Source organism: Actinomadura luteofluorescens (genome assembly GCF_013409365.1).
In the GTDB taxonomy this organism is placed as follows: domain Bacteria; phylum Actinomycetota; class Actinomycetes; order Streptosporangiales; family Streptosporangiaceae; genus Spirillospora; species Spirillospora luteofluorescens.
In genome coordinates, this window is sequence record NZ_JACCBA010000001.1 from 9,598,883 (window position 1) to 9,622,362 (window position 23,480).

20 protein-coding genes and 2 tRNA genes are annotated in these 23,480 nt (G+C 75.4%); 8 read left to right on the plus strand and 14 right to left on the minus strand.

Going from position 1 to position 23,480, the window contains the following annotated elements:
• Window positions 1-151: 151 nt before the first annotated feature.
• From BJY14_RS44180 to BJY14_RS44190, 3 genes are read left to right on the plus strand one after another with little or no spacing between them, the layout of a single operon-like run.
• Entirely contained in the window at window positions 152-1,999 is a 1,848-nt protein-coding gene (locus BJY14_RS44180; RefSeq protein WP_179850024.1) for a hypothetical protein, read from the plus strand.
• The gene (locus tag BJY14_RS44185; protein WP_179849051.1) at window positions 1,996-2,145 is read left to right on the plus strand and encodes a hypothetical protein; all 150 of its coding nucleotides are present in this window, start codon (window positions 1,996-1,998) and stop codon (window positions 2,143-2,145) included. Before BJY14_RS44180 ends, BJY14_RS44185 begins: the two co-directional genes overlap by 4 nt.
• An 11-nt stretch (window positions 2,146-2,156) precedes the next feature.
• Window positions 2,157-2,948: an SDR family NAD(P)-dependent oxidoreductase gene (locus BJY14_RS44190; RefSeq protein ID WP_179849052.1), complete on the plus strand. Its 792-nt coding sequence runs from the start codon at window positions 2,157-2,159 to the stop codon at window positions 2,946-2,948.
• A 26-nt stretch (window positions 2,949-2,974) separates the two neighbouring features.
• Here the strand turns inward: BJY14_RS44190 and BJY14_RS44195 are convergent, their stop codons facing one another.
• Window positions 2,975-4,723 (minus strand): alpha-amylase family glycosyl hydrolase, encoded by a 1,749-nt coding sequence (locus BJY14_RS44195; protein ID WP_179849053.1) that lies wholly within the window; start codon window positions 4,721-4,723, stop codon window positions 2,975-2,977.
• Window positions 4,724-4,932: 209 nt separating this feature from the next.
• On the opposite strand from BJY14_RS44195, the gene BJY14_RS44200 reads away from it, so the two are divergent.
• Both BJY14_RS44200 and BJY14_RS44205 read left to right on the plus strand, forming a co-directional pair.
• Entirely contained in the window at window positions 4,933-6,399 is a 1,467-nt protein-coding gene (locus BJY14_RS44200) for a carbamoyltransferase C-terminal domain-containing protein (protein WP_179849054.1), read from the plus strand.
• Entirely contained in the window at window positions 6,396-7,136 is a 741-nt protein-coding gene (locus tag BJY14_RS44205) for a DUF6071 family protein (protein WP_179849055.1), read from the plus strand. Before BJY14_RS44200 ends, BJY14_RS44205 begins: the two co-directional genes overlap by 4 nt.
• Window positions 7,137-7,229: 93 nt before the next feature.
• Here BJY14_RS44205 and BJY14_RS44210 read toward each other — a convergent pair whose 3' ends face one another.
• The 9 genes from BJY14_RS44210 to BJY14_RS44250 all read right to left on the minus strand — a co-directional run bounded on the left by BJY14_RS44210 (window position 7,230) and on the right by BJY14_RS44250 (window position 18,222).
• The gene (locus BJY14_RS44210; RefSeq protein WP_179849056.1) at window positions 7,230-7,703 is read right to left on the minus strand and encodes a TIGR00725 family protein; all 474 of its coding nucleotides are present in this window, start codon (window positions 7,701-7,703) and stop codon (window positions 7,230-7,232) included.
• Between the two features lie 7 nt (window positions 7,704-7,710).
• A complete protein-coding gene (locus BJY14_RS44215; protein WP_179849057.1) occupies window positions 7,711-8,010 on the minus strand; it encodes a 4a-hydroxytetrahydrobiopterin dehydratase in 300 nt (99 codons plus the stop codon).
• A 62-nt stretch (window positions 8,011-8,072) separates the two neighbouring features.
• A complete protein-coding gene (locus BJY14_RS47045) occupies window positions 8,073-10,127 on the minus strand; it encodes an ArnT family glycosyltransferase (protein ID WP_179849058.1) in 2,055 nt (684 codons plus the stop codon).
• Between the two features lie 15 nt (window positions 10,128-10,142).
• Entirely contained in the window at window positions 10,143-12,251 is a 2,109-nt protein-coding gene (locus tag BJY14_RS47050; RefSeq protein WP_179849059.1) for a glycosyltransferase family 39 protein, read from the minus strand.
• Window positions 12,248-13,576, minus strand: coding sequence for a bifunctional glycosyltransferase family 2/GtrA family protein (locus tag BJY14_RS44230; protein ID WP_179849060.1), 1,329 nt, complete (start codon window positions 13,574-13,576; stop codon window positions 12,248-12,250). The genes BJY14_RS47050 and BJY14_RS44230 overlap by 4 nt, the downstream gene beginning before the upstream one ends.
• Window positions 13,577-13,666: 90 nt before the next feature.
• Window positions 13,667-15,160, minus strand: coding sequence for a HAMP domain-containing sensor histidine kinase (locus BJY14_RS44235; protein ID WP_312879767.1), 1,494 nt, complete (start codon window positions 15,158-15,160; stop codon window positions 13,667-13,669).
• On the minus strand, window positions 15,157-15,885 hold the full coding sequence (locus BJY14_RS44240) for a response regulator transcription factor (protein ID WP_179849061.1): 729 nt from the start codon (window positions 15,883-15,885) through the stop codon (window positions 15,157-15,159). Before BJY14_RS44240 ends, BJY14_RS44235 begins: the two co-directional genes overlap by 4 nt.
• Before the next feature lie 85 nt (window positions 15,886-15,970).
• Window positions 15,971-17,140, minus strand: a complete 1,170-nt coding sequence (locus BJY14_RS44245) for a hypothetical protein (protein WP_179849062.1) — start codon at window positions 17,138-17,140, stop codon at window positions 15,971-15,973.
• 71 nt (window positions 17,141-17,211) lie between these two features.
• Window positions 17,212-18,222, minus strand: coding sequence for a hypothetical protein (locus BJY14_RS44250; protein ID WP_179849063.1), 1,011 nt, complete (start codon window positions 18,220-18,222; stop codon window positions 17,212-17,214).
• 284 nt (window positions 18,223-18,506) lie between these two features.
• Here BJY14_RS44250 and rsgA point away from each other — a divergent pair, with 284 nt between their 5' ends.
• Window positions 18,507-19,604, plus strand: a complete 1,098-nt coding sequence (gene rsgA, locus BJY14_RS44255) for a ribosome small subunit-dependent GTPase A (protein ID WP_179849064.1) — start codon at window positions 18,507-18,509, stop codon at window positions 19,602-19,604.
• A gap of 200 nt (window positions 19,605-19,804) precedes the next feature.
• Here the strand turns inward: rsgA and BJY14_RS44260 are convergent, their stop codons facing one another.
• Both BJY14_RS44260 and BJY14_RS44265 read right to left on the minus strand, forming a co-directional pair.
• On the minus strand, window positions 19,805-20,632 hold the full coding sequence (locus BJY14_RS44260; protein ID WP_179849065.1) for an ABC transporter permease: 828 nt from the start codon (window positions 20,630-20,632) through the stop codon (window positions 19,805-19,807).
• Window positions 20,629-21,636: an efflux ABC transporter ATPase subunit, DrrA-related gene (locus BJY14_RS44265; RefSeq protein WP_312879768.1), complete on the minus strand. Its 1,008-nt coding sequence runs from the start codon at window positions 21,634-21,636 to the stop codon at window positions 20,629-20,631. Before BJY14_RS44265 ends, BJY14_RS44260 begins: the two co-directional genes overlap by 4 nt.
• Before the next feature lie 94 nt (window positions 21,637-21,730).
• Here BJY14_RS44265 and BJY14_RS44270 point away from each other — a divergent pair, with 94 nt between their 5' ends.
• Both BJY14_RS44270 and BJY14_RS44275 read left to right on the plus strand, forming a co-directional pair.
• Window positions 21,731-22,456, plus strand: coding sequence for a TetR/AcrR family transcriptional regulator (locus tag BJY14_RS44270; protein WP_179849067.1), 726 nt, complete (start codon window positions 21,731-21,733; stop codon window positions 22,454-22,456).
• 85 nt (window positions 22,457-22,541) lie between these two features.
• Window positions 22,542-22,949 carry a hypothetical protein gene (locus BJY14_RS44275; RefSeq protein WP_179849068.1) on the plus strand — a complete coding sequence of 136 codons (408 nt, stop codon included), beginning with the start codon at window positions 22,542-22,544 and terminating at the stop codon, window positions 22,947-22,949.
• Between the two features lie 29 nt (window positions 22,950-22,978).
• On the opposite strand, the gene BJY14_RS44280 is transcribed toward BJY14_RS44275, so the two are convergent.
• Both BJY14_RS44280 and BJY14_RS44285 read right to left on the minus strand, forming a co-directional pair.
• A tRNA-Arg gene (locus tag BJY14_RS44280) sits at window positions 22,979-23,051 on the minus strand.
• 40 nt (window positions 23,052-23,091) lie between these two features.
• Window positions 23,092-23,164 (minus strand) — tRNA-Cys (locus BJY14_RS44285).
• Window positions 23,165-23,480 lie beyond the last annotated feature (316 nt).

The window sequence follows — 23,480 nt, forward strand, 5'->3', positions numbered from 1 at the left end:
TTCCGTTCCGGTGTCGCACACCACAAATTGTGACACTAGACAATGACACATTGGGAAGTGGCATACTCCGGCCAGGGGTTCGTCCTGTTCGGTTGAGGGACGTCCCGGTTCGCGCGTCGAGGGAGCAGCGGTGTTGGAGCACGTGACGGGCATGAGCGCGACGATCGGCGGCGCGGGCGCGCGGCTCGCCGCGGCACCGGCCAAGCCGGCGGGCGGCGCCGCCCTCGACCAGATCCTCATCGCCTCCGGCGCCGCGGCCGCGCTGACGGCGGCGCTGCTGGTGCTCGGCTGGGGGCATCGCAGCGGCCGCATCACCGTCCTGGCGAGGGCGGCCGACCTCGCGACGCGCGGCCCGGGCCGCGGCACCCCGGGGTGGGCGGCGCTGCCGATCCCGGTCGCGATGGTGTCGCTGATGGTCGCGCTCCTCGGAATGTACTGGGACATCTCCCTGCACATCTCGCACGGCCGGGACGAGGGGCCGCTGGCCAACATCGCCCACTACCCCATCCTGGTCGGACTGTTCGGCATCTTCACCGCCGGTGTCCTGGCCGTCGTGCTGCCCAGGGGCGAGCGCCCCGGGGCCGCGTCGCTGCGGATCACGCGGGACTGGCACGCCCCCGCGGGCGGCGTGCTGCTGGCCGGCGCCGGCTTCTACGCGCTGCTGGGGTTCCCCCTCGACGACGTGTGGCACCGCATCTTCGGCCAGGACGTCACTCTGTGGGGGCCCACGCACCTGATGCTGATCGGCGGGGCGGGCCTGTCGCTGGTGGCGATGATGGTGCTGGAGCGGGAGGGCCGCCGGGCCTGCGGCGACACCGGCCGGCCGCCGGGATGGCTGCGGTACGCGCGGCGCTGCATGCACGCGGGCGGGCTGCTGATCGGGCTGTCGGTGTTCCAGGCCGAGTACGACTTCGGGGTGCCGCAGTTCCGGCTCGTCCACCAGCCGCTGCTGATCGCGCTGGCGGCGGGCTGCGCGCTGGTCGCCGCGCGGCTGTGGGCCGGGCGCGGCGGCGCCGTGTTCGCCGTGCTGTTCTACATGGTGGTGCGCGGCGGGGTGTCGGTCCTGGTCGGCGGGGTGATCGGGGAGCTGTGGGCGGCGGTGCCGCTGTACTTCGCCGAGGCGCTGTGCGTGGAGATCGCGGCGCTGGTGCTGGCGCGGCGGCCGCTGGCGCTGGGCGCGGTGTCGGGCGTGCTGATCGGCACCGCCGGGTTCGGCGCCGAGTACGCCTACGGGCAGGTGGCGTTCCGGCTGCCGTGGACGCCGGACATCGTGGCCGAGGGCATGGCGATGGCCGTGGCCGGCGGTGTCGCGGGCGGCGTGTGCGGGGCGCTGCTGGCCGAGGGGCTGCACGGCAGGTCGTCGCGGCCGGCGGTGGCGCGCGGGCTGTTCGCGGCGGCGATCCTCGCGGTGGCGGCGGCGGTCGCCAACGGCCTGGTCGTCTCGGTCCCGCAGGGCCGCACGGCCACCGTCACCCTCACCGGCGTCCGCGGCGACGCCGCGCACCGCACCGCCGAGGCCCGCGTCGAGTTCTCCCCCGCCGACGCCGTCGACGGCCCGGCCTGGGTGACGGTCACGGGCTGGCAGGGGCAGGGCCTGCACGTCGACCGCCTGGTGAAGGTGCGCGAGGGCGTCTACCGCACGAGCGGGCCGATGCCGCTGCACGGCGAGTGGAAGACGCTGGTGCGCGTCCACGACGGGCGGACGCTGGCGGGCGTCCCCGTCTACCTGCCCGACGACCCGGCGATCGGCGCGAAGGAGCTGCCCGCTCCGCCGCGCTTCACCCGGGACCTGCAGGGCGAGCGGACCATCCTGCAGCGGGAGCTGAAGACCGACGTGCCGGGCTGGCTGTGGGCGGCGTGCTCGGCGGTGGTGCTGCTGTGCACCCTGGCGCTGGTGCTGTCGCTGGGCTGGGGCGTGGCGCGGATCGCGCGGCGGCTGCCGGACCGTCCCGGGCCCGCCGCCGGACGGGACGGGGAGCGCGCGGGGGCGGGCGCGTGACGGCGCCGGACGGGGTGCTGGCGTCCCATCCGATCATCACGGCGGTGCCGTTCTTCGTGCCGACCTTCGTGGTCGTCGCGGTGATCGTGTTCGTGGTGTGGCGGGACCGCCGCCGCGGCGACGACGACCCGCCGGACGCCCCGTAGACTCTGCGGTCATGAACGACCGGCCGTCTCCCGTCCCGTACCTGTCCGAGCTGTTCTCGCTGGAGGGCAGGGTCGCGGTGGTGACGGGCGGCAGCTCAGGGATCGGCCGGGCGATCGCCGGAGCGCTCGCGCGGGCCGGGGCCTCGGTGGTGGTCGTGGCGCGGCGGGAGGCCGAGCTGGCGGCGACCGTCCGTGAGCTGGAGGGGCACGGCTGCCGGGCGGCGGCGGTGAGCGCCGACCTGGGGTCGCGCGACGCGGTCGCCGAGGCCGCCGATGCCGCGGCGGCGGCGTTCGGCGAGCCCGACATCCTGGTCAACGCGGCGGGGGTGAACCTGCGGCCGCCGATGGACGAGCTCGGCACCGACGTGTGGGACGCCACGATGGCGGTGAACCTGGAGGCGCCGTTCCTGCTCGGGCAGCGGTTCGGGCCGGGGATGGCCGAGCGCGGCTTCGGGCGGCTCATCCACATCGCCTCGCAGCAGGCGTTCCGGGCGTCGGTGACCAGCGGCGCCTACGGGGTGTCCAAGGCGGGGCTGGTGGCGCTGGCCCGGTCGCAGGCCGAGGCGTGGTCGCCCCGCGGCGTCACCGCCAACGCCCTGGTCCCGGGTTTCGTGATGACGCCGCTGAACGCGCGCCTGTCGTCGGACCCGGCGAAGGTCCGGGCGCTCGCCGAGCGGACGATGACCGGCCGCAACGGCCTGGCGGACGACTTCGCCGGCGCGGCGGTGTTCCTGGCCTCGCCGTCGGCCGCCTACGTCACCGGCCAGTCGATCTTCGTCGACGGCGGCTTCTCCGCCCACTAGAGCACCCCCCGGAACGGGCCGGGCGGCTACTGCGACCCTGGCCGTGGCTTCAGGTGTTCTGGGTCTTGCATGAGGACGCTGACCCCGAAGGGCGGCACCGTCATGCGCAGCGGGCCGTCCCCTGGTCCGCCGACCGGCGCGGGGAGGCCGGGATCGAGGATGTCCACCAGCGGACCCCCTGGTTCCACGTCCGTCGAAAGGTCCAGCGCTGAGAGGTCCAGGCGGCGGGCCCGGTCGGCGGTGTTGAGGACGACCAGCGCCGACCCCTCGCGGTGGCGGCGCACGAAGGCGTAGATCCCGGGCCCGCCGGGATCGGAGAAGACCACCTCCTGCTCCCCGAAGCGCAGCGCGGCATGCCGCCGGCGGATCTCGATCAGCCGCCGCGTCCAACCGAACGCCGGCGACGACCGGTCGAACCCGTCGCCGGCGGAACTCGCCGAGACGAATTTCCCCGCCGCGAACATGTCCTCCCGATTTCCCGGATCGGCGGGATCTGCGAGATTCTCCGGATCGAGCCTTCCGGACGCCTGCCGAAATCCCCTCTCGGTACCGTAGTAGAGCATGGGAATGCCGAGCGAGAAGAGAACGAAGGCCAGGCCGACGCGGAGTCGTTCCAGTGGTTCGCCGTCCCTGAGGAACCGGTAGAGGTCGTGGTTGTCGATGAACCTGACGGTGGATCCGTGGTCGCCGCCGAACGCCTTCGCCGCGATCTCGAAGCTGTGCTCCAGTAGGCGGGCGGGCCCGCACCCGTGAAGTGCCCGGTTCTGCCGCCGGTATTCGCCGTAGTTGTACATGGCGCTCACCCCGGACTCGAAGCAGGAGGCGATGAGCGTGTCATCACTGCTGGCGTGTTCTCCGATGACCGCGAAATTCGATTTCCCCAGCGAACGCGCATAGTTCTTGACGGCCGAGCTGAGATCTTGGATGAAAGTGCGGTCCATGTGCCGGATCGCGTCCAGGCGCACACCGTCGATGTCGGTTTCTTTGATCCACCAGCAGGCGATGTACTGGAGCAGTTCCCGGGTCCGGGGATTTTCCGTGGCGAGCCTGCGGTAGTCCGGCGGGAAGTCGCCTTGCGTCTCCTGGTCGGTGTCCTCCCAGTCGTCGATGACGCCGCGCCGGGAGAAATGCTGAGGTGAGGCGAGTTCGATCGGCAGGACCGCGATGCCGTTCGCCGCGACGTCGGCCGCCTCCCGGGTGCCCTTCCATGCGTTGCTGCCGTCCGCGTAGTCGAAGACGGGTCCGGCGTGGTTGAGGACGAGGTCGAGGACGACCCGGAGGCCGAGGCGGTGGGCGGTGTCGACGAGGCGGCGGAGCTCGGCGAGCTCGCCCAGCCTCGGGTCCACGGCCATGAAGTGCACGGGGGCGTAGCCGTGGTAGGCGCCGGATCCGTTGAGCGCCACCGGCGACAGCTGGACGGTGGTGGCGCCGAGATCGTGAACGTAGCCGAGCCGGGACGTCAGTCCGCGCAGGTCTCCGCCGTGGCGCGAGGTCCCGTCCGCGCGGTCTCCTTCGGCCGCGATCGGTTCGGTGGCCTGAAAGCGGTCCGTGACGATCGAATAGAAGATCTCCGCTCGCCAGTCCTCCGGTGAGGGGTGATAACGGCGCCCCGCCGGTTTCTCAAGTGAGGTGGCGGCGATGGACTCTGGTGCGCCGGCCTCGGGGGCGGGCACGGACGGACCGGCGTTCCGGGAGGGGTCCGGAGACTCGATCATGGTGATGACTATAGGCATGCGAGAGCTCGCCGGACCAGTCCCGCCCGCCCTACTTGTCACTGCCCGAAGATGAATGATTCACTGCAGGTGATCGCCGCCTTGACGGTCCGGCGGCCAGGCTTCGAACAGAAGGAGGGCCCGTGTCAGGCCGGGGCAGGGGCGCCGTGTCACATGCCGCCCGGAATCTCGTTCACCGCATCCGGTGGTTCTTGAAAAGAAGGCGGCTGCGGAATGACGATCCATTCATGTACAAGTGAGCGGGGAAACCCGTGATCACCTGGGGGATCTCCGCGCTCTCGCATGACGCGGCCCTGGCCGTCGTCCAAGACGACCGGCTGCTCTTCGCGGCGCATTCAGAGCGCTATTCCCGCGCGAAGAACGACGCGCTGCTCCATTCCGAACTGCTGAGCGAGGCCCGGGCCTTCGGCCCTCCGGACCAGGTGGTCTGGTACGAACGGCCCCTGGTGAAGAAACTCCGGCATCTGAGAGCCGGGCAGTGGGAGCACGCCCTGGCGCGATCGGACCTGCCGAGCCGCTACCTGCGCTCGATCGGCCTGCGGCGCAACATCCCGGTCGCGTACGCGAGTCACCACGAGTCGCACGCCTGGGCCGGGATCGCCACGAGCGGATTCGACTCCGCGGCCGTCGTGGTCGCCGACGCGATCGGCGAGTTCGACTGCTTCAGCATCTTCGGCTACACCGCCCGCGACGGCCTCCGCCCGCGCTACCGGTGCCGCTACCCCCACAGCCTCGGCCTGCTCTACAGTGCGTTCACCCGGCGCTGCGGCTTCAAGCCGAACGAGGACGAGTACATCCTCATGGGGATGGCCGCGTTCGGAGAGCCCCGGCATGTCGACGACATCCTGGACGCCTGGATCCGCCTCGACGGGCCGGGTTACGCCCTCAGGGCCAACGTGCACCGCGGCATCGGCGACTGGCTCCCCGACGCGCGGCCGGAGGACCTCGCCGCCAGCATCCAGGAGATCACCGAGCGGGTCATGCTCAGGGCGGCGGTCTGGGCCCGGGAGGAGACCGGCTCCCCGAACCTGATCCTCATGGGAGGGGTGGCGCTGAACTGCGTCTCCAACGCCGTCGTCGCCCGGGACGCGGGCTTCTCCGAGGTGTGGATCTTTCCCAACCCCGGGGACGCGGGGTCCAGCGTCGGCGCGGTGGCCGCGCACCTGGAGCGGCCGCTGCACTGGCCGGGCCCCTACCTCGGGACCCGCATCGACCGCGAGCTCGACATCGCCGCCGTGGTCCGCAGCCTCACCACGGAGGGCATCGCCGCGGTCGCCAACGGCCCCGCCGAGTTCGGGCCGCGCGCCCTGGGCAACCGGTCGCTGCTGGCCGATCCGCGGCCGGCCGACATGAAGGACCGCGTCAACCGGGTCAAGGGGCGCGAGCGGTTCCGGCCCTTCGCCCCGATGATCCGGGAGGAGCTACTTCACCGGCACTTCGACGTGCCCGTGCGGCACACCCCGTACATGCAGTTCACCGCGCTGTGCCGGAACCCCGGGGAACACCCCGCGGTCGTGCACGTCGACGGCAGCAGCCGCGTCCAGAGCGTCTCCCGCGACCAGCACCCGGCCCTGCACGACCTGCTCACCGCGTGGGAGGACGCCTCGGGCTGTCCGATGCTGCTCAACACCAGCCTCAACTCTCGCGGAGAACCCCTGGTGAACTCCTGGCGGGACGCCGAGCGGTTCGGCGAGCGGGAAGGAGTCCGGGTCCATTGACGTCACGACCGGTACGTCTGCTCGTCGCCAACGGATGCAGCTACACCCGGGGTGCGGAACTCGGGCGGGCGGAGGACGCCTGGCCTGCCCTGGTCGCCGACGCCCTCGGAATCCCGTGGGTGAACCTGGGCTGCGACGGCGGCTCCAATCGGCGCGTCGTCCGCACGACGGTGGGCAACCTCGACCGCCTCGCCGCCGAGCACCATGTGCGGGTCGAGGACGTCTTGGTGATCTGCATGTGGACGGGTCTGTCCCGCCACGAGTGCTTCACCCGGGCCCGCGACAAGGGCCACGGGTTCCGTCCCGCCCTGCCCGACGAACTCCACTGGCACCGGCTGGGGAAATGGCGGATCCAGATGAAGGACCGTCTGGCGGAGGCCTACTACCGGCATCTGTGGAGTGAGCGGGCTTCCCTGACCAACTTCGCGCTGGACTGGCTGATGCTCGACGGCTACCTGCGCTCCCGCGGAGCGTGCGCCCGCTACGTCTTCGCCTGGGACGTGCTGAGGTTCGACCAGGACGACCAGAGCAGGGCCCTCCTCGCGAGCCTGGACCCCGCCGCCGTCTACGGCGGGACGGCGACGCACTCCCGGACCTCCTTCAACGACGAGATCACCGGCAGGTTCCCCCTCGGTGACATGCAGCACCCCTTGGAGGAGGCCCACGCGGCCTTCGGCGCCTCCATGACCCGCTGGCTCCGCACCCAGGGCATCGACACCACGCCCAACCGCTGCTGATCACGGCCGCCCCCGACCGCCGGCCTGGCCACCGGGGCATGCGCGGGCACGAGGGCCGCATCGGCCGCCTGCAAGCGCGTGCCGGGGCACGGGTCAGGGCCACAGGCCGGTGGCGTCGACGGCGGCGGCGGGGTCGGCGGCGTGGACGATGCCGCCGACGGGGCGCCCGTCCTCGTCGTGGACGCGCCAGCCGCCGAGCTGGACGACGGGGATGCGCCCGGCGCGCATGGCCAGGGCGATCTCCGACAGCGTCCCCCAGGACCCGCCGACGGCGATGACGGCGTCGGCGGTGTTGACGATGACGTTGTTGCGGGCCTGGCCGAGGCCGGTGGGGACGGCGACGGTGAGGTCGGGTCCGGCGGCGGCGCGGTCGGCGGCGGGCAGGATCCCGACCACGAGGCCGCCGGCGGTCCGGGCTCCCGCGGCCGCGGCGGCCATCACCCCGCCGTGCCCGCCGCACACGACCACGGCGCCGCGGCCGGCGAGGATGCGGCCGGTCTCGTAGGCGTGGTCCCACTGCCGCTCGGTGCACTCGCCCGGCCCGCACACCGCCACCTGCACGGCCATCGCGGCGCTACCCGGCACCGTGCCGGGCGGCGATCTGGTCGATCACCGCGGCGAGGGCGAAGTCCTTGCCGGTGAGGCCGCCGGCGCTGTGGGTGGACAGGGCGAAGGTCAGGGTGCGCCAGCGGATGTCGATGTCGGGGTGGTGGTCGGCGTCCTCGGCGGCGCGGGCGACGTCGGCGACCACCTCGATCCCGGCCGGGAACGAGGGCGCGGTGACCTGCCTGCGGATCTGGTCGCCGTCCCGGCTCCAGGCGGGCAGGCCGCGCAGGCGGTCGGCGACTTCGGCGGCGTCGAGCGTGTCGGCCATCGGGTCACTCCCTGTTCGCTGATGCCGTTCTCCTGTCTCCCTTCCCGCTGCGGGACGCCCGGTCACCCCGCGCCGGGGGTCAGGTCGTACAGGACGGTGCCGCCGACCCTGGCGGGGGTGTAGTTCGCGGCGACCCAGGCGCTGATCCGCTGGGCGGCGTCGCTGCCGGTGCCGGTGCCGCGCGTCCGGGCGCCTGCCTGGCCGCGGTCTCCGCCGACGAAGTAGTGGATCCTGCCTTGGCGGGCGAGGCGCTGGAACTCGGCGAGGGTGGGGGCGGGGTCGGTGCCGTTGAACCCGCCGACGGCCATCACGGGCCTGCCGGTGGCGAGCTGGTAGCCGGCGGCGGTATTGGAGCCGACGGCGGCGGCGACCCAGGTGTAGGAGGCGGCGCCGGCGTTGAGGGCGGAGGTGACGGCGGCGTCCGGGGTCCCGGCGTTCAGGAGCCCGCCCGGTCCCCCGCCCGGTCCCCCGCCCGGTCCTGCCGCGCCGGGGCGGCCGGTGCGGGGGCCCGCGGGCATGCGCCCGGTGGTTCCGGGGCCCTGGGGCGGGGGCCCGCCGGGGCCGCGGGCCCAGCCGCCGGGTCCGGCGCGTCCGGGGCGCCCGCCCCGGGCGCCGCGTCCTGGGCCGAACCCGGTGGAGGTGGCGGGGCCGGCGGTGACGATGGCGCCGGTGTGCGGGGTGCGGACGGTTTCGGCGGCGTAGGCGGCGGGTCCGGCGAGGCCGGCCAGGACCGCCAGTGCGGCGGCCGCGGTCAGGACGGGCCCGCGCAGCAGCCGCACGGCCGCCAGCCCGGCGGCGGCGAGCAGGCCCGCGGCGGCGACGGCGGGCGCGAGCCAGGGGTGCCAGTCCGGTGACCGGTCCAGCAGGACGTAGGCCCACAGGGCGGTGAGGGCGACGGTCGCCGACAGGACCGCGGCGGCCCCTGGGGTGCGGCGGCGTTCCCACAGCAGCGCGGCGCCCATGCCGGTGAGCGCGGCGATCGCGGGGGCGAGCGCGACGGTGTAGTACTCGTGGAAGATGCCCTGCATCCAGCTGAAGACCGCGGCGGTGAGCAGGAGCCATCCGCCCCACAGCGCCAGCGCGGCGCGGGCGGGGTCGGTGCGGGGCGCGCGTCGCGTCGCCCACAGCCCGGCGGCGAGCAGGAGCAGCGCGGCGGGCAGCAGCCAGGAGATCTGGCCGCCGATGACGGGCCCGAACATGCGGCCCCATCCGGCGTCCTGGTCGAGGTTGCCGAGCCCGCCGGTCTCCTCGCCGTTGAGGCGTCCGAGGCCGTTGTAGCCGAGGGCAAGTTCCAGGACGGAGTCGTGCTGCGACCCGCCGATGTAGGGGCGGGCGGAGGCGGGCACCAGCGCGACGGCCACGACCCACCACCCGGCCGAGGCCAGCAGCACTCCCCCGGCGGCGGCCAGCTGCCACAGCCGCCGCCGCAGGGGCGCGGGCGCGGCGAGCAGGTAGACCAGCGCGAACACCGGGACGACCAGGAACGCCTGGAGCATCTTGGCCAGGAACCCGGTCCCGGTGAGCGCGGCGGCGAGCAGCAGCCAGCGGGTGCTCGCGCTCTCCTGGGCGCGCAGCGCCGCGTAGGCGCCGAGGGTCAGCAGCAGCACCAGCAGCGCGTCGGGGTTGTTGAAACGGAACATCAGCGCGGCCACCGGCGTCACCGCGAGCGCGGCGCCGGCGAGCAGCGCCGCCCAGGCGGGGAAGCGGCGCCGGACGGCCGCGTGCAGGGCCGCGACGGTCGCCACGCCCATGAGCGCCTGCGGGACGAGGATGCTCCAGGTGTTGACGCCGAACACGCGGGCGGTCAGGGCCATCGGCCACAGCGCGGCGGGCGGCTTGTCGACGGTGATGGCGCCGGCGGCGTCGGAGGAGCCGAAGAAGAACGCCTTCCAGCTGGTGGCGCCGGCCTGGACGGCGGCGGAGTAGAACGCGTTGGCCCATCCGGACGCGCCGAGTCCCCAGAGGTAGGCGACGCCGGTGGCGGTGAGCAGGGCCAGCAGCGCGGGCCGGGCCCAGGCGGGGTCGGCGGCGGGGCCGCGCAGCAGCCGCCGCGGGAGGCCGCCCCGCCCGCGCGGGGTGCGGGGCGCGGGCGGGGCGGCCGGGATCGTGGTGGTCATCGTCGTCTTCCCTGTTCAGCCGAGCTTGTACAGCCGGGCGCCGGTCGAGCCGCCGGCGGTGCCGCCGTAGGCGGTCGCGTCGACGGGGGTGGCGTTCTTCTGGACCCAGGCGGTGACGGCGGTGTCGCCGCCGCCGGGGCCCATGCGGCCGCCGAGCAGGATGAAGCGGAGCTCGCCGTCCTTGACGTACTGCTGGAGCTTGGCGACGGTCATGGCGGGGTCGCTGCCGGTGAAGCCGCCCATGGCGATGGCGGGGCGCCCGGTCCGAAGGATGATCGAGGAGGCCTCCTGGGCGCTGGAGACGGCGACGAGCCAGGTGGCGCCGCCCTGGTTCCTCTCCAGGTAGGCGAGCATCCGGGTGTCGACGCCGCCGCCGGGCCCGCCGCCGAAGCCGCCGCGTCCGCCGGTTCCGCCGGGGCGCTGCCCGCGCCCGTCGGCGGCCCGTCCGTTGGCGGCCTGTCCGTCGGGTCCCTGCCCGTTCTGGCCGCCGGCCTGCCACGGGGGCGTCTGCCCGCCGGGCGGCCTGCCGCCGGGCATGGCGGGGGGCGCGCCGCCGCCGGGGAAGGCCCCGGACCGGCCGGGTCCGGCTCCGGGCCCGCCGCCGAGGCCGCCGCCGGAGGCGGGTCCGGCCAGGGGGTTGGTGCCGTTGGAGGTGGTGGAGGCGGCCGCGACGGCGTAGGCGCCCGGGCCCGCCAGGCCCGCGGCCGCGGCGAGGGCGAGACCGGCGACGGTGGCGCGGGTCCCGGCGCGGCCGGAGACCCGTCCGGCGATCAGGGCGGCGACGGCCAGGGCGGTGGCGGCGGCGACGGCCCACCGCAGCCACGGGTTCCAGGACGGGGTGCGGTCCAGCAGGACGAACGCCCACGCGCCGGTGACGGCGACGCCCGAGGGCAGGACCCACGCCCAGGCCCGCGACGTGCGGTGGGCGCGGGCCAGCAGGACGGCTCCGGCGCCGGTGAGCGCGGCGATCGCGGGGGCCATGGCGGTGGAGTAGTAGGGGTGGAAGGTGCCCTGCGCGAAGCTGAACACGACGTAGTGGACGGCGAGCCATCCGCCCCACAGCAGCAGCGCGGCGCGGGCGGGGTCGGTGCGGGGGCGGCGGCGCAGCAGGACCAGGCCGGCGGCCAGGGCGAGGACGGCGAAGGGGATGAGCCAGGAGATCTGGCCGCCGAGGATGTCGTTGAACAGCCGCCCGGCGCCGGACTGGCCGCCGAAGCCGCCGCCTCCTCCGGGGCCGCCGCGACCGCCCGGGCCGCCGCCCTGGCCGAGGATGCGGCCGAGGCCGTTGTAGCCGATGACCAGGTCCCACGCGGTGCCGTCGGTGCTGCCGCCGATGTAGGGGCGGGAGCGGGCGGGGACGGCGTCGACCAGCAGCGTCCACCACAGCGAGGACGCGGCCAGGACGGCGCCGGTGGCGAGCAGGTGCGCGACGCGGCGCGCCGGGCGGGGCCGGGCGGCGACCAGGTAGGCCAGGGCCAGTGCGGGGACGACCAGGAACGCCTGCAGCATCTTGGTGTTGAAGCCGCATCCGACGAGGAACGCGGCGAGCAGCAGGGGCCGCAGCCGTCCGGTGTCGACGGCGCGCTGGCAGGCCCAGGCGGCGGCGACCAGGAACAGCACCAGGAGGGTGTCGGGGTTGTTGTCGCGGTTGATCGCGACGGTGATCGGGGTGAGGGCCAGGACGGCGGCGGCGGTGAGCGCGGCGGCGTGGCCGAACGCGCGGCGGACCGTGGTGTACAGGACGGCGACGGCGGCGACGCCGGCGGCGACCTGCGGGAGCAGCAGGCTCCAGGTCCCGAATCCGAGGACGCGGGCGGTGAGTCCCATGGCCCACAGGGCCATGGGGGGTTTGTCGACGGTGATGTAGGAGCCGGCGTCCAGGGAGCCGAAGAAGAACGCCTTCCAGCTCTGGGTGCCGCTCTTGACGGCGGCGGAGTAGTAGGAGTTGGCGTCGCCCGCGGCCGTCAGGCCCCACGCGTACAGGGCGGTGGCGGCGATGAGGACGGCCCACAGGGCGGGCCGCGCCCAGCGGGGGTCGCCGCCGGGGCCGAGGAGGAGGCGGCGGGCGCGGCTGCGGGGCGCGGTGTGCCCGGCGGCGGGCGGCGGGGTGAGGGTGGAGGTCATGCCGTGGTCCCCCCGGTGTTGTCGTGGGCGGGCGCGGCGACGGTCCCCGCGGCGGGTGCGGCGGGTGCGGTGGGGTGGTGGCCGAGGCGGCGGGGGTGGAAGATCCAGGCGCGCATGAGCAGGAAACGCGCGAGGGTGGCCAGGGCGTTGGCGGTGACGAGCGCGGCGACCTCGACGGCGCGTCCGGCGCCGGGCGCGGCGGCGTGCAGCAGGGCCAGGCCGCCGGTGGACAGGGCCAGGCCGAGCAGGAACGCGGCGCCGCCCTCGAGTTGCTGGCGCAGCGCGCGGCGGTGGCCGGTGACGCCGAAGGTGAAGCGGCGGTTGGCGGCGGTGTTGCCGACGGTGGTGATCACCAGGGAGAGCGCGTTGGCCCACAGCGGCCCGAGGAACAGGCGCAGCAGGACGAACAGGATCAGCTGGGCGAGGGTGCTGAGGACGCCGATGGCGGCGAAGGCGGGCAGCTGGCGGGCCATGCCGGCGGGGAGCGCGTCGGTGGCCCGGCCCGCGGCGGGGCCGGGGCGGCCGCCGACGGGGGCGCGGAACGCGCCGGTGAGCATGCGGTGGGCGACGCGGGCCATGCCGCGCAGGTCGTCGCGGGCGGTGCGCAGGACGTCGACGCGGCTGTCGGGGTCGTCGACCCAGTCGACGGGGACCTCGTGGATGCGCAGCCCGTTGCGTTCGGCGAGCAGCAGCAGCTCGGTGTCGAAGAACCATTCCTCGTCCTCGACCGAGGGCAGCAGCGCCTGCACGATCTCGGTGCGGGCGGCCTTGAAGCCGCACTGGGCGTCGGTGAAGCGGGCGGCCAGTGCGGTGCGCAGCAGCAGGTTGTAGCAGCGGGAGATGATCTCGCGGCGGGGGCCGCGCACGACGGCGGAGCCGCGGGTCAGGCGTGAGCCGATGGCCAGGTCGCTGTGCCCGGAGATGAGGGGGGCGACCAGCGGCAGGAACGCGTCCAGGTCGGTGGACAGGTCGACGTCCATGTAGGCGACGACGTCGGCGTCGCTGGTCCCCCACACGTGGCGCAGCGCCCGGCCCCGGCCCTTGTCGCGCAGCCGGACGGCGCGGACGCGGGGGTGGCGGGCGGCCAGGTCGCGGGCGATGGGCCAGGTGGCGTCGGTGCTGGCGTTGTCGGCGACGGTGATGCGGAACGGGTAGGGGAGGGTGTCGGCGAGGTAGGCGTGCAGGCGTTCGACGCTGGCGGCCAGGACGCGTTCCTCGTTGTGGACGGGGACGACCACCTCGACGAGCCGTCCCCGTCCGCCGTGCTCGTGCGGCGGCGGGGGCGGCGCGGCGGGCGTGCCCGGTTCGGTGATGAGGTGACTCATGGGACCGAGGTTCGGGGGCCGGTGTGGGAGGGCGGTGAGGCGTGTCTTAACGCCGCATGAGAAACGCGCCGGGCCCTGCCCGGGGGTGGTTCAGTCGCCGGGGGCGGGGGTGCCGGGCAGGTGGACGCGGGCGAGGGTGCCGCCGCCGGGCGCGGGTTCCAGGGCGACGCTTCCGCCGTATTCGGCGACGACGCGCGCGACGATGGACAGCCCGAGCCCGGAGCCGGGCAGGCTGCGGGCCGACGGGGAGCGCCAGAACCGTTCGAACACGTGGGGAAGGTCGGCGGCGGGGATGCCGGGGCCGTGGTCGCGGACGGTGAGTTCGCCGTCGTGCAGGCCCGCGGTGACGGTGCCGCCGGGCGGGCTGAACTTCACGGCGTTGTCGAGGAGGTTGACGATGGCGCGTTCCAGGGAGGCGGGGTCGCCGTGGACGTGCCAGGGCCGGGCGTCGCAGGTGATGGTGAGGCCGGGGCCGCGCAGCCGGGCGCGTTCGACGGCGCGGTCCAGGACCTCGTGCAGGGCGACGGTCTCGCGGACGGGTTCGGTGTCGGCGGGGCGGGCCAGTTCCAGCAGGTCGCCGACGAGGCTGGACAGTTCCCGCATCTGGGCGCGGACGCTGGCGAGCAGGTTGCGGCGGGTGCCGGCGGGCAGGTCGCGGCCGGCGGCCTCGGCGCGCAGCAGCAGGTCGATGTTGGTGCGCAGGCTGGTGAGGGGGGTGCGCAGCTCGTGCCCGGCGTCGGCGATGAGCTGCTGCTGGCGTTCGCGGGAGGCGGCCAGGGCGGCGGTCATGGTGTTGAAGGAGCGGCTGAGGCGGGCGATCTCGTCGGTGCCCTCCTCGGGGATGCGGGTGTCCAGGTCCTCGGTGCGGGCGATGTGCTCGACGGCGCCGGTGAGCTCGTCCACGGGACGCAGCGACGCGCGGGCGATCATGAGGCCGGCGGCGGCGGACACCAGGACGCCGAGGGCGGTGACGGCGGTGAGCAGCAGCGCCAGGTTGTCCAGGGGGCCCTGGACCTCGTCGAGGGAGATGGCGTAGGACACGGCGGCGGGGGTGCCGTCGGGCAGCCGGAACGAGCGGGTGAGGACGCGGACGCCGTCCTCGGTCCCGGAGGCGGTGACGCCGGTGCCGTCGTGGTAGGCGTGGTCGCGTTCGCCGCGGGCGACCCGGACGTCCTGCACGGTGACCTGCAGCGCGCCGGCGCCGGGGACGGTGCAGCGCCGCCCGTCGGCGCGGACCAGCTGCATGATCTCGTAGGGGCCGGGCGGCGGGTTCTGGGAGCCGGTGCCGGTGGGCTCGGAGGAGCAGGCGGCCAGGATCGCCTCGGGGCGGCGCGGCAGGCGGGGGCCGCGGAAGGGGGGCTGCCCCTCGCGGTGGACGTCGTCGCGGGCGGCGGGCGGGCCGCCCGACACCGCGCCGAGGCGGCGGTCCAGCTCGCGGTACAGCTGGTTGCGGGTCAGCAGCCAGCCGGCGCTGGCGCAGGCGGCGACGGCGAGCGCGACGGCCGCGGCGGTGAGCAGCGCCATGCGGGCGCGCAGCGTGAGCCGCCGGGTGAGGCGCCGCGCGACCGGGGCGCGGGTGCTCACGGGGACGCCGCCGGGCGCAGCACGTACCCGACGCCGCGGACGGTGTGCACCAGCCGCGGCAGGCCGCCCGCCTCGGTCTTGCGCCGCAGGTACATCACGTACACGTCCAGGGAGTTGGAGGCGGGTTCGAAGTCGAATCCCCAGACGGTCTCGAGGATCTGCTCGCGGGTGAGGACCTGGCGGGGGTGGGTGAGGAACATCTCCAGCAGCATGTACTCGGTGCGGGTCAGTTCCAGGGGGCGCCCGGCGCGGGCGACCTCGCGGGTGAGGGTGTTCATGCGCAGGTCGTCGAAGGCCAGGACGTCGCCGGGGGCCGCGGCGGCGGGGGCGGTCATGGCGGCGCGGCGCAGCAGGGCGCGGACGCGGGCGAGCAGTTCGTCGAGGTCGAAGGGTTTGGCGAGGTAGTCGTCGGCGCCGGCGTCCAGTCCGGTGACGCGGTCGCCGACCATGTCGCGGGCGGTGAGCATGAGCACGGGCATGGTGGCGCCGAGGGCGCGCAGCCGCCGGCAGGTGGTCAGTCCGTCCATGCGGGGCATGAGCACGTCCAGCACGACCAGGTCGGGGTTCTGGCGTTCGACCTGGTCGAGGGCGGCGACGCCGTCGGCGGCGCCGGCGACCCGGTAGCCCTCGAATTCCAGGCTGCTGGTCAGCGACTCGCGGACGGCGGGTTCGTCGTCGACCACGAGGATCCGCGGGGGCGGTGCGTCCTGCGCGCCGGGTTCCATGTACTCACGGTAAACAGCGCCGGTGGGCGCCCCGGCCACCGGCGGGCGTTTCTCATGGTTCTTTCAGGAACTTCTGAGGGGCGGTTCAGTGATCGCGGCCGGGGGGCGTGCCGGTGTCGGCGGTGTCGGCGGTGGCGTCGGCCCACGCGTCGCCACCGGCGGCGGCCGTTTCGACGGTTTCGGTGGTCTCGATCGTGGCGTCGATGACGACGGTGGCGGGCCGGCCGGGCGGTGCGGGGCGGGTGGCGGTGGTCCAGGTGGTCCTGGCGACGTCGACGACGACGTCGCGGGACACCTCGACGATGATGCCGCGCAGGGTGTCGCGCAGGGCGAGCTTGAGGGCGTCGCGGAGCAGTTCGCGCAGGACGGCCTCGACGGCGGCGGTGGCGGCGCGGGCGGCCAGGTCGCGGGCGGTGCGGGCCAGGGCGCTGCCGGCGGCGGCGGTGAGCAGCCCGGCGGCGGTGCGCGCGGCGCCGCGCACGGCGGGGTCGCGGCCGGCGCGGGCGGCCAGGTCGGCCAGCGGCGCGAGCTCGGCGGCGGCGCCGGTGCTCTCGGCGGCGCCGCGGGCGGTGTCGCGCAGGGCGGCGGCCAGGTCGCGGGCGGCCTGCTCGGCGGTCTGGCGGACGACGCGGCCGACGACGTCGCGGCCGGCGGCCATGAGGGCGTCCACGGCGGCGTCGGCGACGGTGTCGACGGCGGCGTCCACGACCATGCGGGTGGCGGCCTGCACGACGGGGGCCGAGGCGGTGCGGCCGGCGACGTCCAGGGCGGTGGCGGCGCGGGCGAGGGGGCTCTGGGCGGCCAGGCGGCGCGCGGCGGCGGCCATGGGGTGGCGGGCGGCCTGCTCGGCGAGGGTCATCGCGGCGGTGGCGGCCTCCAGCGCGCCGGCGGTGGCGGGGTTGGCCGCGGCGGCGGCGCGGGCCTCGGTGACGGCGCGTTCGGCGGCGCCGCGGGCGGCCTTGACGGCGGCGTCCCGCGCGGCCTGCTCGGCGGCCCGCATCACCGGCGTCCCCGCCACCTGCGCCAGGATGCGGTCGGCGGCGAGCGCCGCCGCGCCGCGGGCGGCGTCGCGGACCGGCTCGCTCGCGGCGGCGGCCCGCGCGGCGGCCGGTGCCAGGCCGTCCCAGATCTCCTGCACCCGCCGGGCGGCGGCCCGGTCGGCGCGGTCGAGCCCGGCCGGCCGGTCGCCGCTGTCGCCCCCGTTGTCAGCCTCGTCGTGGGCCTCGTTGTCGGCCATGTGGTCGTCCACGGTCACGCCCCCTCATCGCGATCCCGCCCCAAATCACCATAACTGCCGAACAGTGCCGCCAGTTCCGGGTGCCGCGGTCAGCGGCCGCAGGACGGGCATGGGGTGCGGGTGCGGCGGGCGTAGGCGCGGGCGGCGGCGGCCATGCCGGCGCCCCAGGCGAAGTAGGCGGGGACGGCGACCCAGAAGAACGCCTCGGGCAGGTCGAGGCCGCCTTCGGGCGGGAACGGGTCGCGGCCGTGCAGCCGCTCCCAGAACATCTGCAGCAGCATCAGCCCGAAGTAGACGACCAGCCCGCCGGAGATCGCGGCGCCGGGCCACAGCACCAGCCGCCGCGGGACACCGCGCCCGGCCAGCCCGGGCACCCAGCGCGGCCAGGTCCGCCCGAAGGGGTGGACGAGGGCGAGGGGCAGCAGGCAGCCGCCGAGCACGAACCCGGCCTCGAACAGCATCACCGAGGCGCCGCCCGACAGCGGCGACTCGGCGAACCCGACGACGGCCTGGGCGACGATGCGGATGAGGCAACCGGCGACGGCGAGGTAGGCGGCCCCGTAGGCCCAGGCGGGCGTGCGGGGCAGGGCGCCGGGCGCGGCCGCGGCGCGCCCGCACGCGGCGCAGGCCGGCCCGGTGCGGGTGCGGGCGGTGTAGGCGCGCGCGGACAGCGCCGTCATGATCCCGGCGGCGACGACCGCGGCCCGCGACAGCGCCCCGAGCGGGTAGAACCCCAGGCCGAGGCCGGGCAGGACCGCGCCGACCACGTCCAGCAGGAGCATCGCACCGGAGGCGGCCAGGCACGCCGCGACGGTCCAGGCCGCGCCCGCCAGGGCCAGCCGCGGCGCGCGGGCGAGGCGGTCGGCGCGCGGGAGCGTGAGCGCGGCCAGCACGAGCGCGGCGGCCCCGCACAGGCCGGCGCCCGCCCATCCGGTGAACGCGACGAGGTCGGTGCCGATGGGCGACATGTCCTGCGGCCGATGCCCCGCCGCCCAGTACGCGCGCAGGGCGCCGTAGGCGAGGGTCCAGGCGAGCGCGGTCGCGGGCAGGCGGCGTCCCAGGGCGCGCGGGGACAGGCGCGCGGTCAGCGTGGTGGCCATGGCGACGATCGTGGCCGCGGCGGGGCGGGCGGAGCCTCCCCGCCGCGGCCGAGACCGCTCCCCCGCGCGGGTGAGAAAAAGCGGTTGGCCGGGCGGGGGCGGCCCGGTAGGGTCCCAGGCGGAACCGAAAGGGGGGTGTGGACGTATGGCCGTCGCCGTGGTGGCTGCTGCCCGCAGCAGCATTCAGCCCGTCCTCACTTCCCGGGCCTCCGGCTGATCGTTCTGCTTCGCGCCGCCTGCGGCGCCGTCACGCCGGGGCCCCTTCACGCAAGGGTTCCGATCCGTTGTCTTCCTCTTTCACGGGGTCGTCTCCTCTGGCCGCCTACGGCTGGGACGACGCTCTGGAGCATGAGTTCACCTCCCACCGCGCGGCGGGGCTGATCCCCGCGCGGGTCGCCGCGGTCGACCGCGGCCTGTGCGACGTCGTCACCGAGAACGGCCCGGCGCGGGCCTCCACCGGGTCCACCGGGTCCACTGGTTCCGGTGGTGATCCGGTGGCCGCGCCGTGCACGGGTGACTGGGCCGCGCTGCGCGCCGGCGGCCCGGACGGGCGCCCGGCGGTGGCGGCGCTGCTGCCGCGCCGGACCGCGATCGTGCGGTCGTCGGCGTCGCGGGATTCGCACGGCCAGGTGCTGGCCGCCAACGTCGACACCGTCGCGGTCGCGGTGTCGCTGGCCGCCCCGCTGGATCTGGGGCGGATCGAGCGGCTGCTGGCGCTGGCCTGGGAGAGCGGGGCGCGGCCGGTGGTCGTGCTCACCAAGGCCGACCGGGTCCCCGGCACGGCCGGGGAGCGCGCCGAGGTCGCCGCCGCCGCGCCGGGCGTGGACGTGGTGGCCTGCAGCGCCGCGACCGGTGAGGGCGTGGAGATCGTCCGCGCCGTCGTGTCGGGGACGGTGGTGCTGGTCGGCCCGTCGGGCGCGGGCAAGTCCACGCTGGGCAACGCGCTGCTGGGCGCCGAGGCGCTGGCCACGGGCGAGGTCCGGGCCGGCGACGGCAAGGGCCGGCACACCACGGTGCGGCGGCAGTTGCTGCCGCTGCCGGGCGGCGGCGTCCTGATCGACACGCCGGGGCTGCGCGGCGTGGGCCTGTTCGAGGCGGCGCAGGGCCTGGAGCGGACCTTCGCCGACGTCGAGGAGCTGGCCGCGCGGTGCCGGTTCGGTGACTGCGAGCACCGGTCCGAGCCGGGCTGCGCCGTCCTCGGCGCGGTCGAGGACGGGACGCTGCCGCGCCGCCGCCTCGACAGCTACCGCAAGCTGCTGCGCGAGAACGCGTGGGCGGCCTCGCGCACCGACCGGCGGCTGCGCGCCGAGCGGGAGGACCGCACCAAGGCGATCAGCAGGTGGCAGCGGCAGCTGTACAGGGAGCGGGGCCGCGACCGGTGAGCCGGGCGGCCGGGCGGAACGGCGTGCGCCGACCCGCTGAGCCCCTGACCTGCTGAGACCTGGCCGGCCGGGCCCCGCGCGGGGCCCGGCCGGCCAGGGTTCGCGGCGTGTCCCGCGGTGCCGCCGGCCGTGGGGGTCAGCGGCCGTGGGGGTCAGCGGCCGTGGGGGTCAGCGGCCGTGGGGGTCAGCGGCCGTGGGGGTCAGCGGCCGCGGACGCGGTAGGTGCGCACGGACAGGGGCGCGAACACCGCGAGCAGGAGCAGCGCCCAGCCGAGCGTGGCGGGGACGGGGTGGGCGAGGGGCCAGGCGAGGTCGCCGGCGGGCGCGCCGGGGTTGCCGAACAGTTCGCGGCAGGCGGCGGTGAGGGCGCTGACGGGGTTCCATTCGGCGATGACCTGCAGGACCTTGGGCATGCCGCCGGTGGGGACGAAGGAGTTGGACAGCATGGTGACCGGGAAGACCAGGGGGACGAGGTGGTCGGCGGTCTGCTCGTTCTTGACCACCAGGCCGAGGTAGCAGCCGGCCCAGCTGAGCGCGTACCGCATGAGCGCGAGCAGCGCGAACGCCTCGGCGGTCTGCCAGAGGCCGTTGTGGGCGCGCCAGCCGACGACCAGGCCGGCGACGGCCATGATGACCATGCCGAGGACGCCGTTGAGGATCTCGGCGCCGGTCTGCCCGAACGGGACGGCGGAGCGGGCCATGGGCATGGAGCGGAACCGGTCCATGACGCCGCGGGAGGCGTCGGTGGCGACGCGCATCGTGACGGCCATGGTGGAGGTGAAGGTGACCATGGCGAACAGGCCGGGCATCAGGTACTCGCGGTAGTTGCCGCCGCCGGGGACGGAGATGGCGCTGCCGAACACGTAGCCGAACAGCACGACCATGATCGCGGGGAAGATCAGGGCGGCGACGAGCTCGCCGGGTTCCTGGCGGATGCGGCCGAGTTCGCGGCCGATGAGGGTGAGGCCGTCGGTGAGGGCCCAGAGCAGCCGTCCGGCGCGGGTGGCGGGGGCGGTGAGGGCGGTCATCGGACGGTCTCCTTGCGGCGCTCGGCGTTGTCGGCGGTGTCGGCATTGTCGGCGGGAGTGGTGTCGGGGGCGGGGGCGTCTCCGGTGAGGCGCAGGAACACCTCGTCGAGGGTGGGGCGGCGCAGCCCGACGTCGCCGACGGTGACGCCGGCGCCGTCGAGTTCGCGGACGACGTCGGCCAGGCGCACCGATCCGGCGGTGAGCGGCACCGAGAGCCGCTCGCCTTCCAGGGCGGGGTGGCTGCCGGTGAGGGTGTGCAGGAGCGCGGCGGCGCGGCCGGCCATGGCGGGGTCGTCCAGGACGACGTCGAGGCGGTCGCCGATCGAGGCCTTGAGCCGGTCGGGGGTGCCGGTGGCGATGACGCGGCCGTGGTCGATGACGGCGATGTCGTCGGCGAGCCGGTCGGCCTCGTCCAGGTACTGGGTGGTGAGCAGGACGGTGGTGCCGTCCTGGACCAGGCCGCGGACGGCGTCCCAGATCTCGCCGCGGCTGCGGGGGTCCAGGCCGGTGGTGGGCTCGTCCAGGAACAGCACCTGGGGCCGCAGGATCAGGCTGGTGATCAGGTCGAGGCGGCGGCGCATCCCGCCGGAGTAGCCGGCGACCTGCCGGTCGGCGGCCTCGGCGAGCCCGAAGCGCTCCAGCAGCTCGTCGGCGCGGCGGTGGGCCTCGCGGCGGGGCAGGTGGTAGAGGCGGCCGAACATGCGCAGGTTGCCGCGCCCGGTGAGCTTCTCGTCGACGGCGGCGTACTGGCCGGCCAGGCCGATGCGGGCGCGGACCCGGTCGGGCTCGCGGGCGACGTCGTGGCCGGCGATGCGGGCGTGCCCGGCGTCGGCGTCGGCGAGCGTGGCCAGGATCCGCACGGCGGTGGTCTTTCCGGCGCCGTTGGGGCCGAGGACCCCGCAGACGGTGCCGGCGGGGACGGTCAGGTCGAGGCCGTCCAGGGCCTGGGTGTCTCCGAAGCGCTTGCGCAGCCCCTCGGCCACCACGATCGGTTCGTCGGTCACGGCCCCTCCTCTGGGTACGGTGTACGCAAGTACGGTAGACAACTGGGTACGTCGTACGCAACTAGGATGCTCGGGAGAGTCACGAGGAGGTCCCTTGGCAGGCGGCGAGCGGCACGTCAGCATCTGGTCGGTCCCCGAGCGGCAGGGCCGGGGGCCGCGCCCCGCCTACAGCCGCACCCAGATCACCGAGGCGGCGATCCGCATCGCCGACGCCGAGGGCCTGGAGGCGGCCTCGATGCGCCGCATCGCCGCCGACCTGGGCACCGGCGCGATGTCGCTGTACCGCTACGTGCCCTCCCGCGACGACCTGATCGAGCTGATGATCGACCACGTCGTGCTGGAGATGGACATCCCCGAGCGGCCGAGCGGGGACTGGCGCGCCGACCTCACGCTCATCGCCGAGAACACCCGCGCGATGTGGCGCGGGCACCCCTGGCTGGCGGGCCTGCAACGGCCGCGCGCGTCGTTCGGCCCCAACCGGCTGCGGCTGGCCGAGTTCGCCTTCGGCGCGCTGGACGTCGGCATCCCGATCGACGACATGGTCGCCCTCCTGGACATGCTGAACGGCTACGTCGAGCGCACGGTCCGCGGCGAGATCGAATGGATGCGGGAGATGCGCCAGAGCGGGATGACGCCCGAGCGCTGGATGATGCGGAGCGCACCATACGTCCGCGAACTGCTCGACACCGGCCGGTACCCGATGTTCGAGCGGCTCGTGAAGGACGCGCGCCTGCCCCACATGTCCGACGAGGACCAGTTCCGGTACGGGCTGCGGCGCGTCCTGGACTGCATCGCCGGCGTCCTGCCCGGACCGTCCTGACCGCCCTCACTCCCCCGGGGCGCATGAGCGGGGACGGGCCGGGCACAGAAGCGGCGAGGTGACGATCGCGCTATCGGAGAGGCACATGACCGTCCTTCCCGCCCAGAACGTCCCGCGACCGGCGCCCCGCACCGGCCGGTGGCCGCTGCCGGGCGGCCGGGCGGCGGCGGGCGGCGTCCGCGCGATCGTGCAGGGCGCCCTGCACGTGTGGGGGCTGGGCCCGGCGGCGGCGAGCCTCACCGACCGGCTGGCGCCGCTGATCCAGGACGCGGCGGCGCGGACGGGCGCGCGCAGGCGCGGGCCGCTGGAGCTGCGCCTGGAACTGCACGAACCCGTCCGGCTGCTGCTCGGCGAGGTTCTGCTGCCCGGCGGCTCGCCCGGCGGCGCGATCGCCGTCACCTACGGCACGCGGCCCGTGCGGGGCGGCGGCGCGGGCGCCTGGTACGCCCACGTGTTCGTGTGGCCGCCGGCACCGGGCCCGCCGGGTCGCTGACCTGCTCCCGCCCCGAGGCGGAAGTGCCGCCTCCCCGGCAGGAATCGAACCTGCGGCTTCCGGCTTCGGAGGCCGGCGCTCTGTCCGCTGAGCTACGGGGAGTGGGGTCCCGCCCCCAGGGTGACAGCGGGGACGGGACGGGAGACGCCGGTGGGATTCGAACCCACGTAGGACGGTTCTGCAGACCGCCGCCTGAACCGCTCGGCCACAGCGTCAAGGAGCCGGCCCTCGGGCCGGTGCCACATCGCGGCCGCCCCGCGCGGGGCGGGCACCACGAGGGTCAGCGGCAGGCCCGGCCGGTGGTTCGGGGCCGGGGCGCGGTGCGCGTGCCGCGACAGCGGGTCATCTCCCGTTCCCTCCCTTCCGGTGCCCTGGCCCGCCTTCGCGGGGCCCGTGCGGATGCCGTGCGATCAGAGTGCCCCGCGCCGCGCGGCACCGCAACGGGTTTTCCGCCCGGCGGGTTTCCACTGAGCGGAACGATGATGTTCCCGCCCGCGCCGCGCGTGGTGAGGGTGGGGGTTTCGGCGCGGC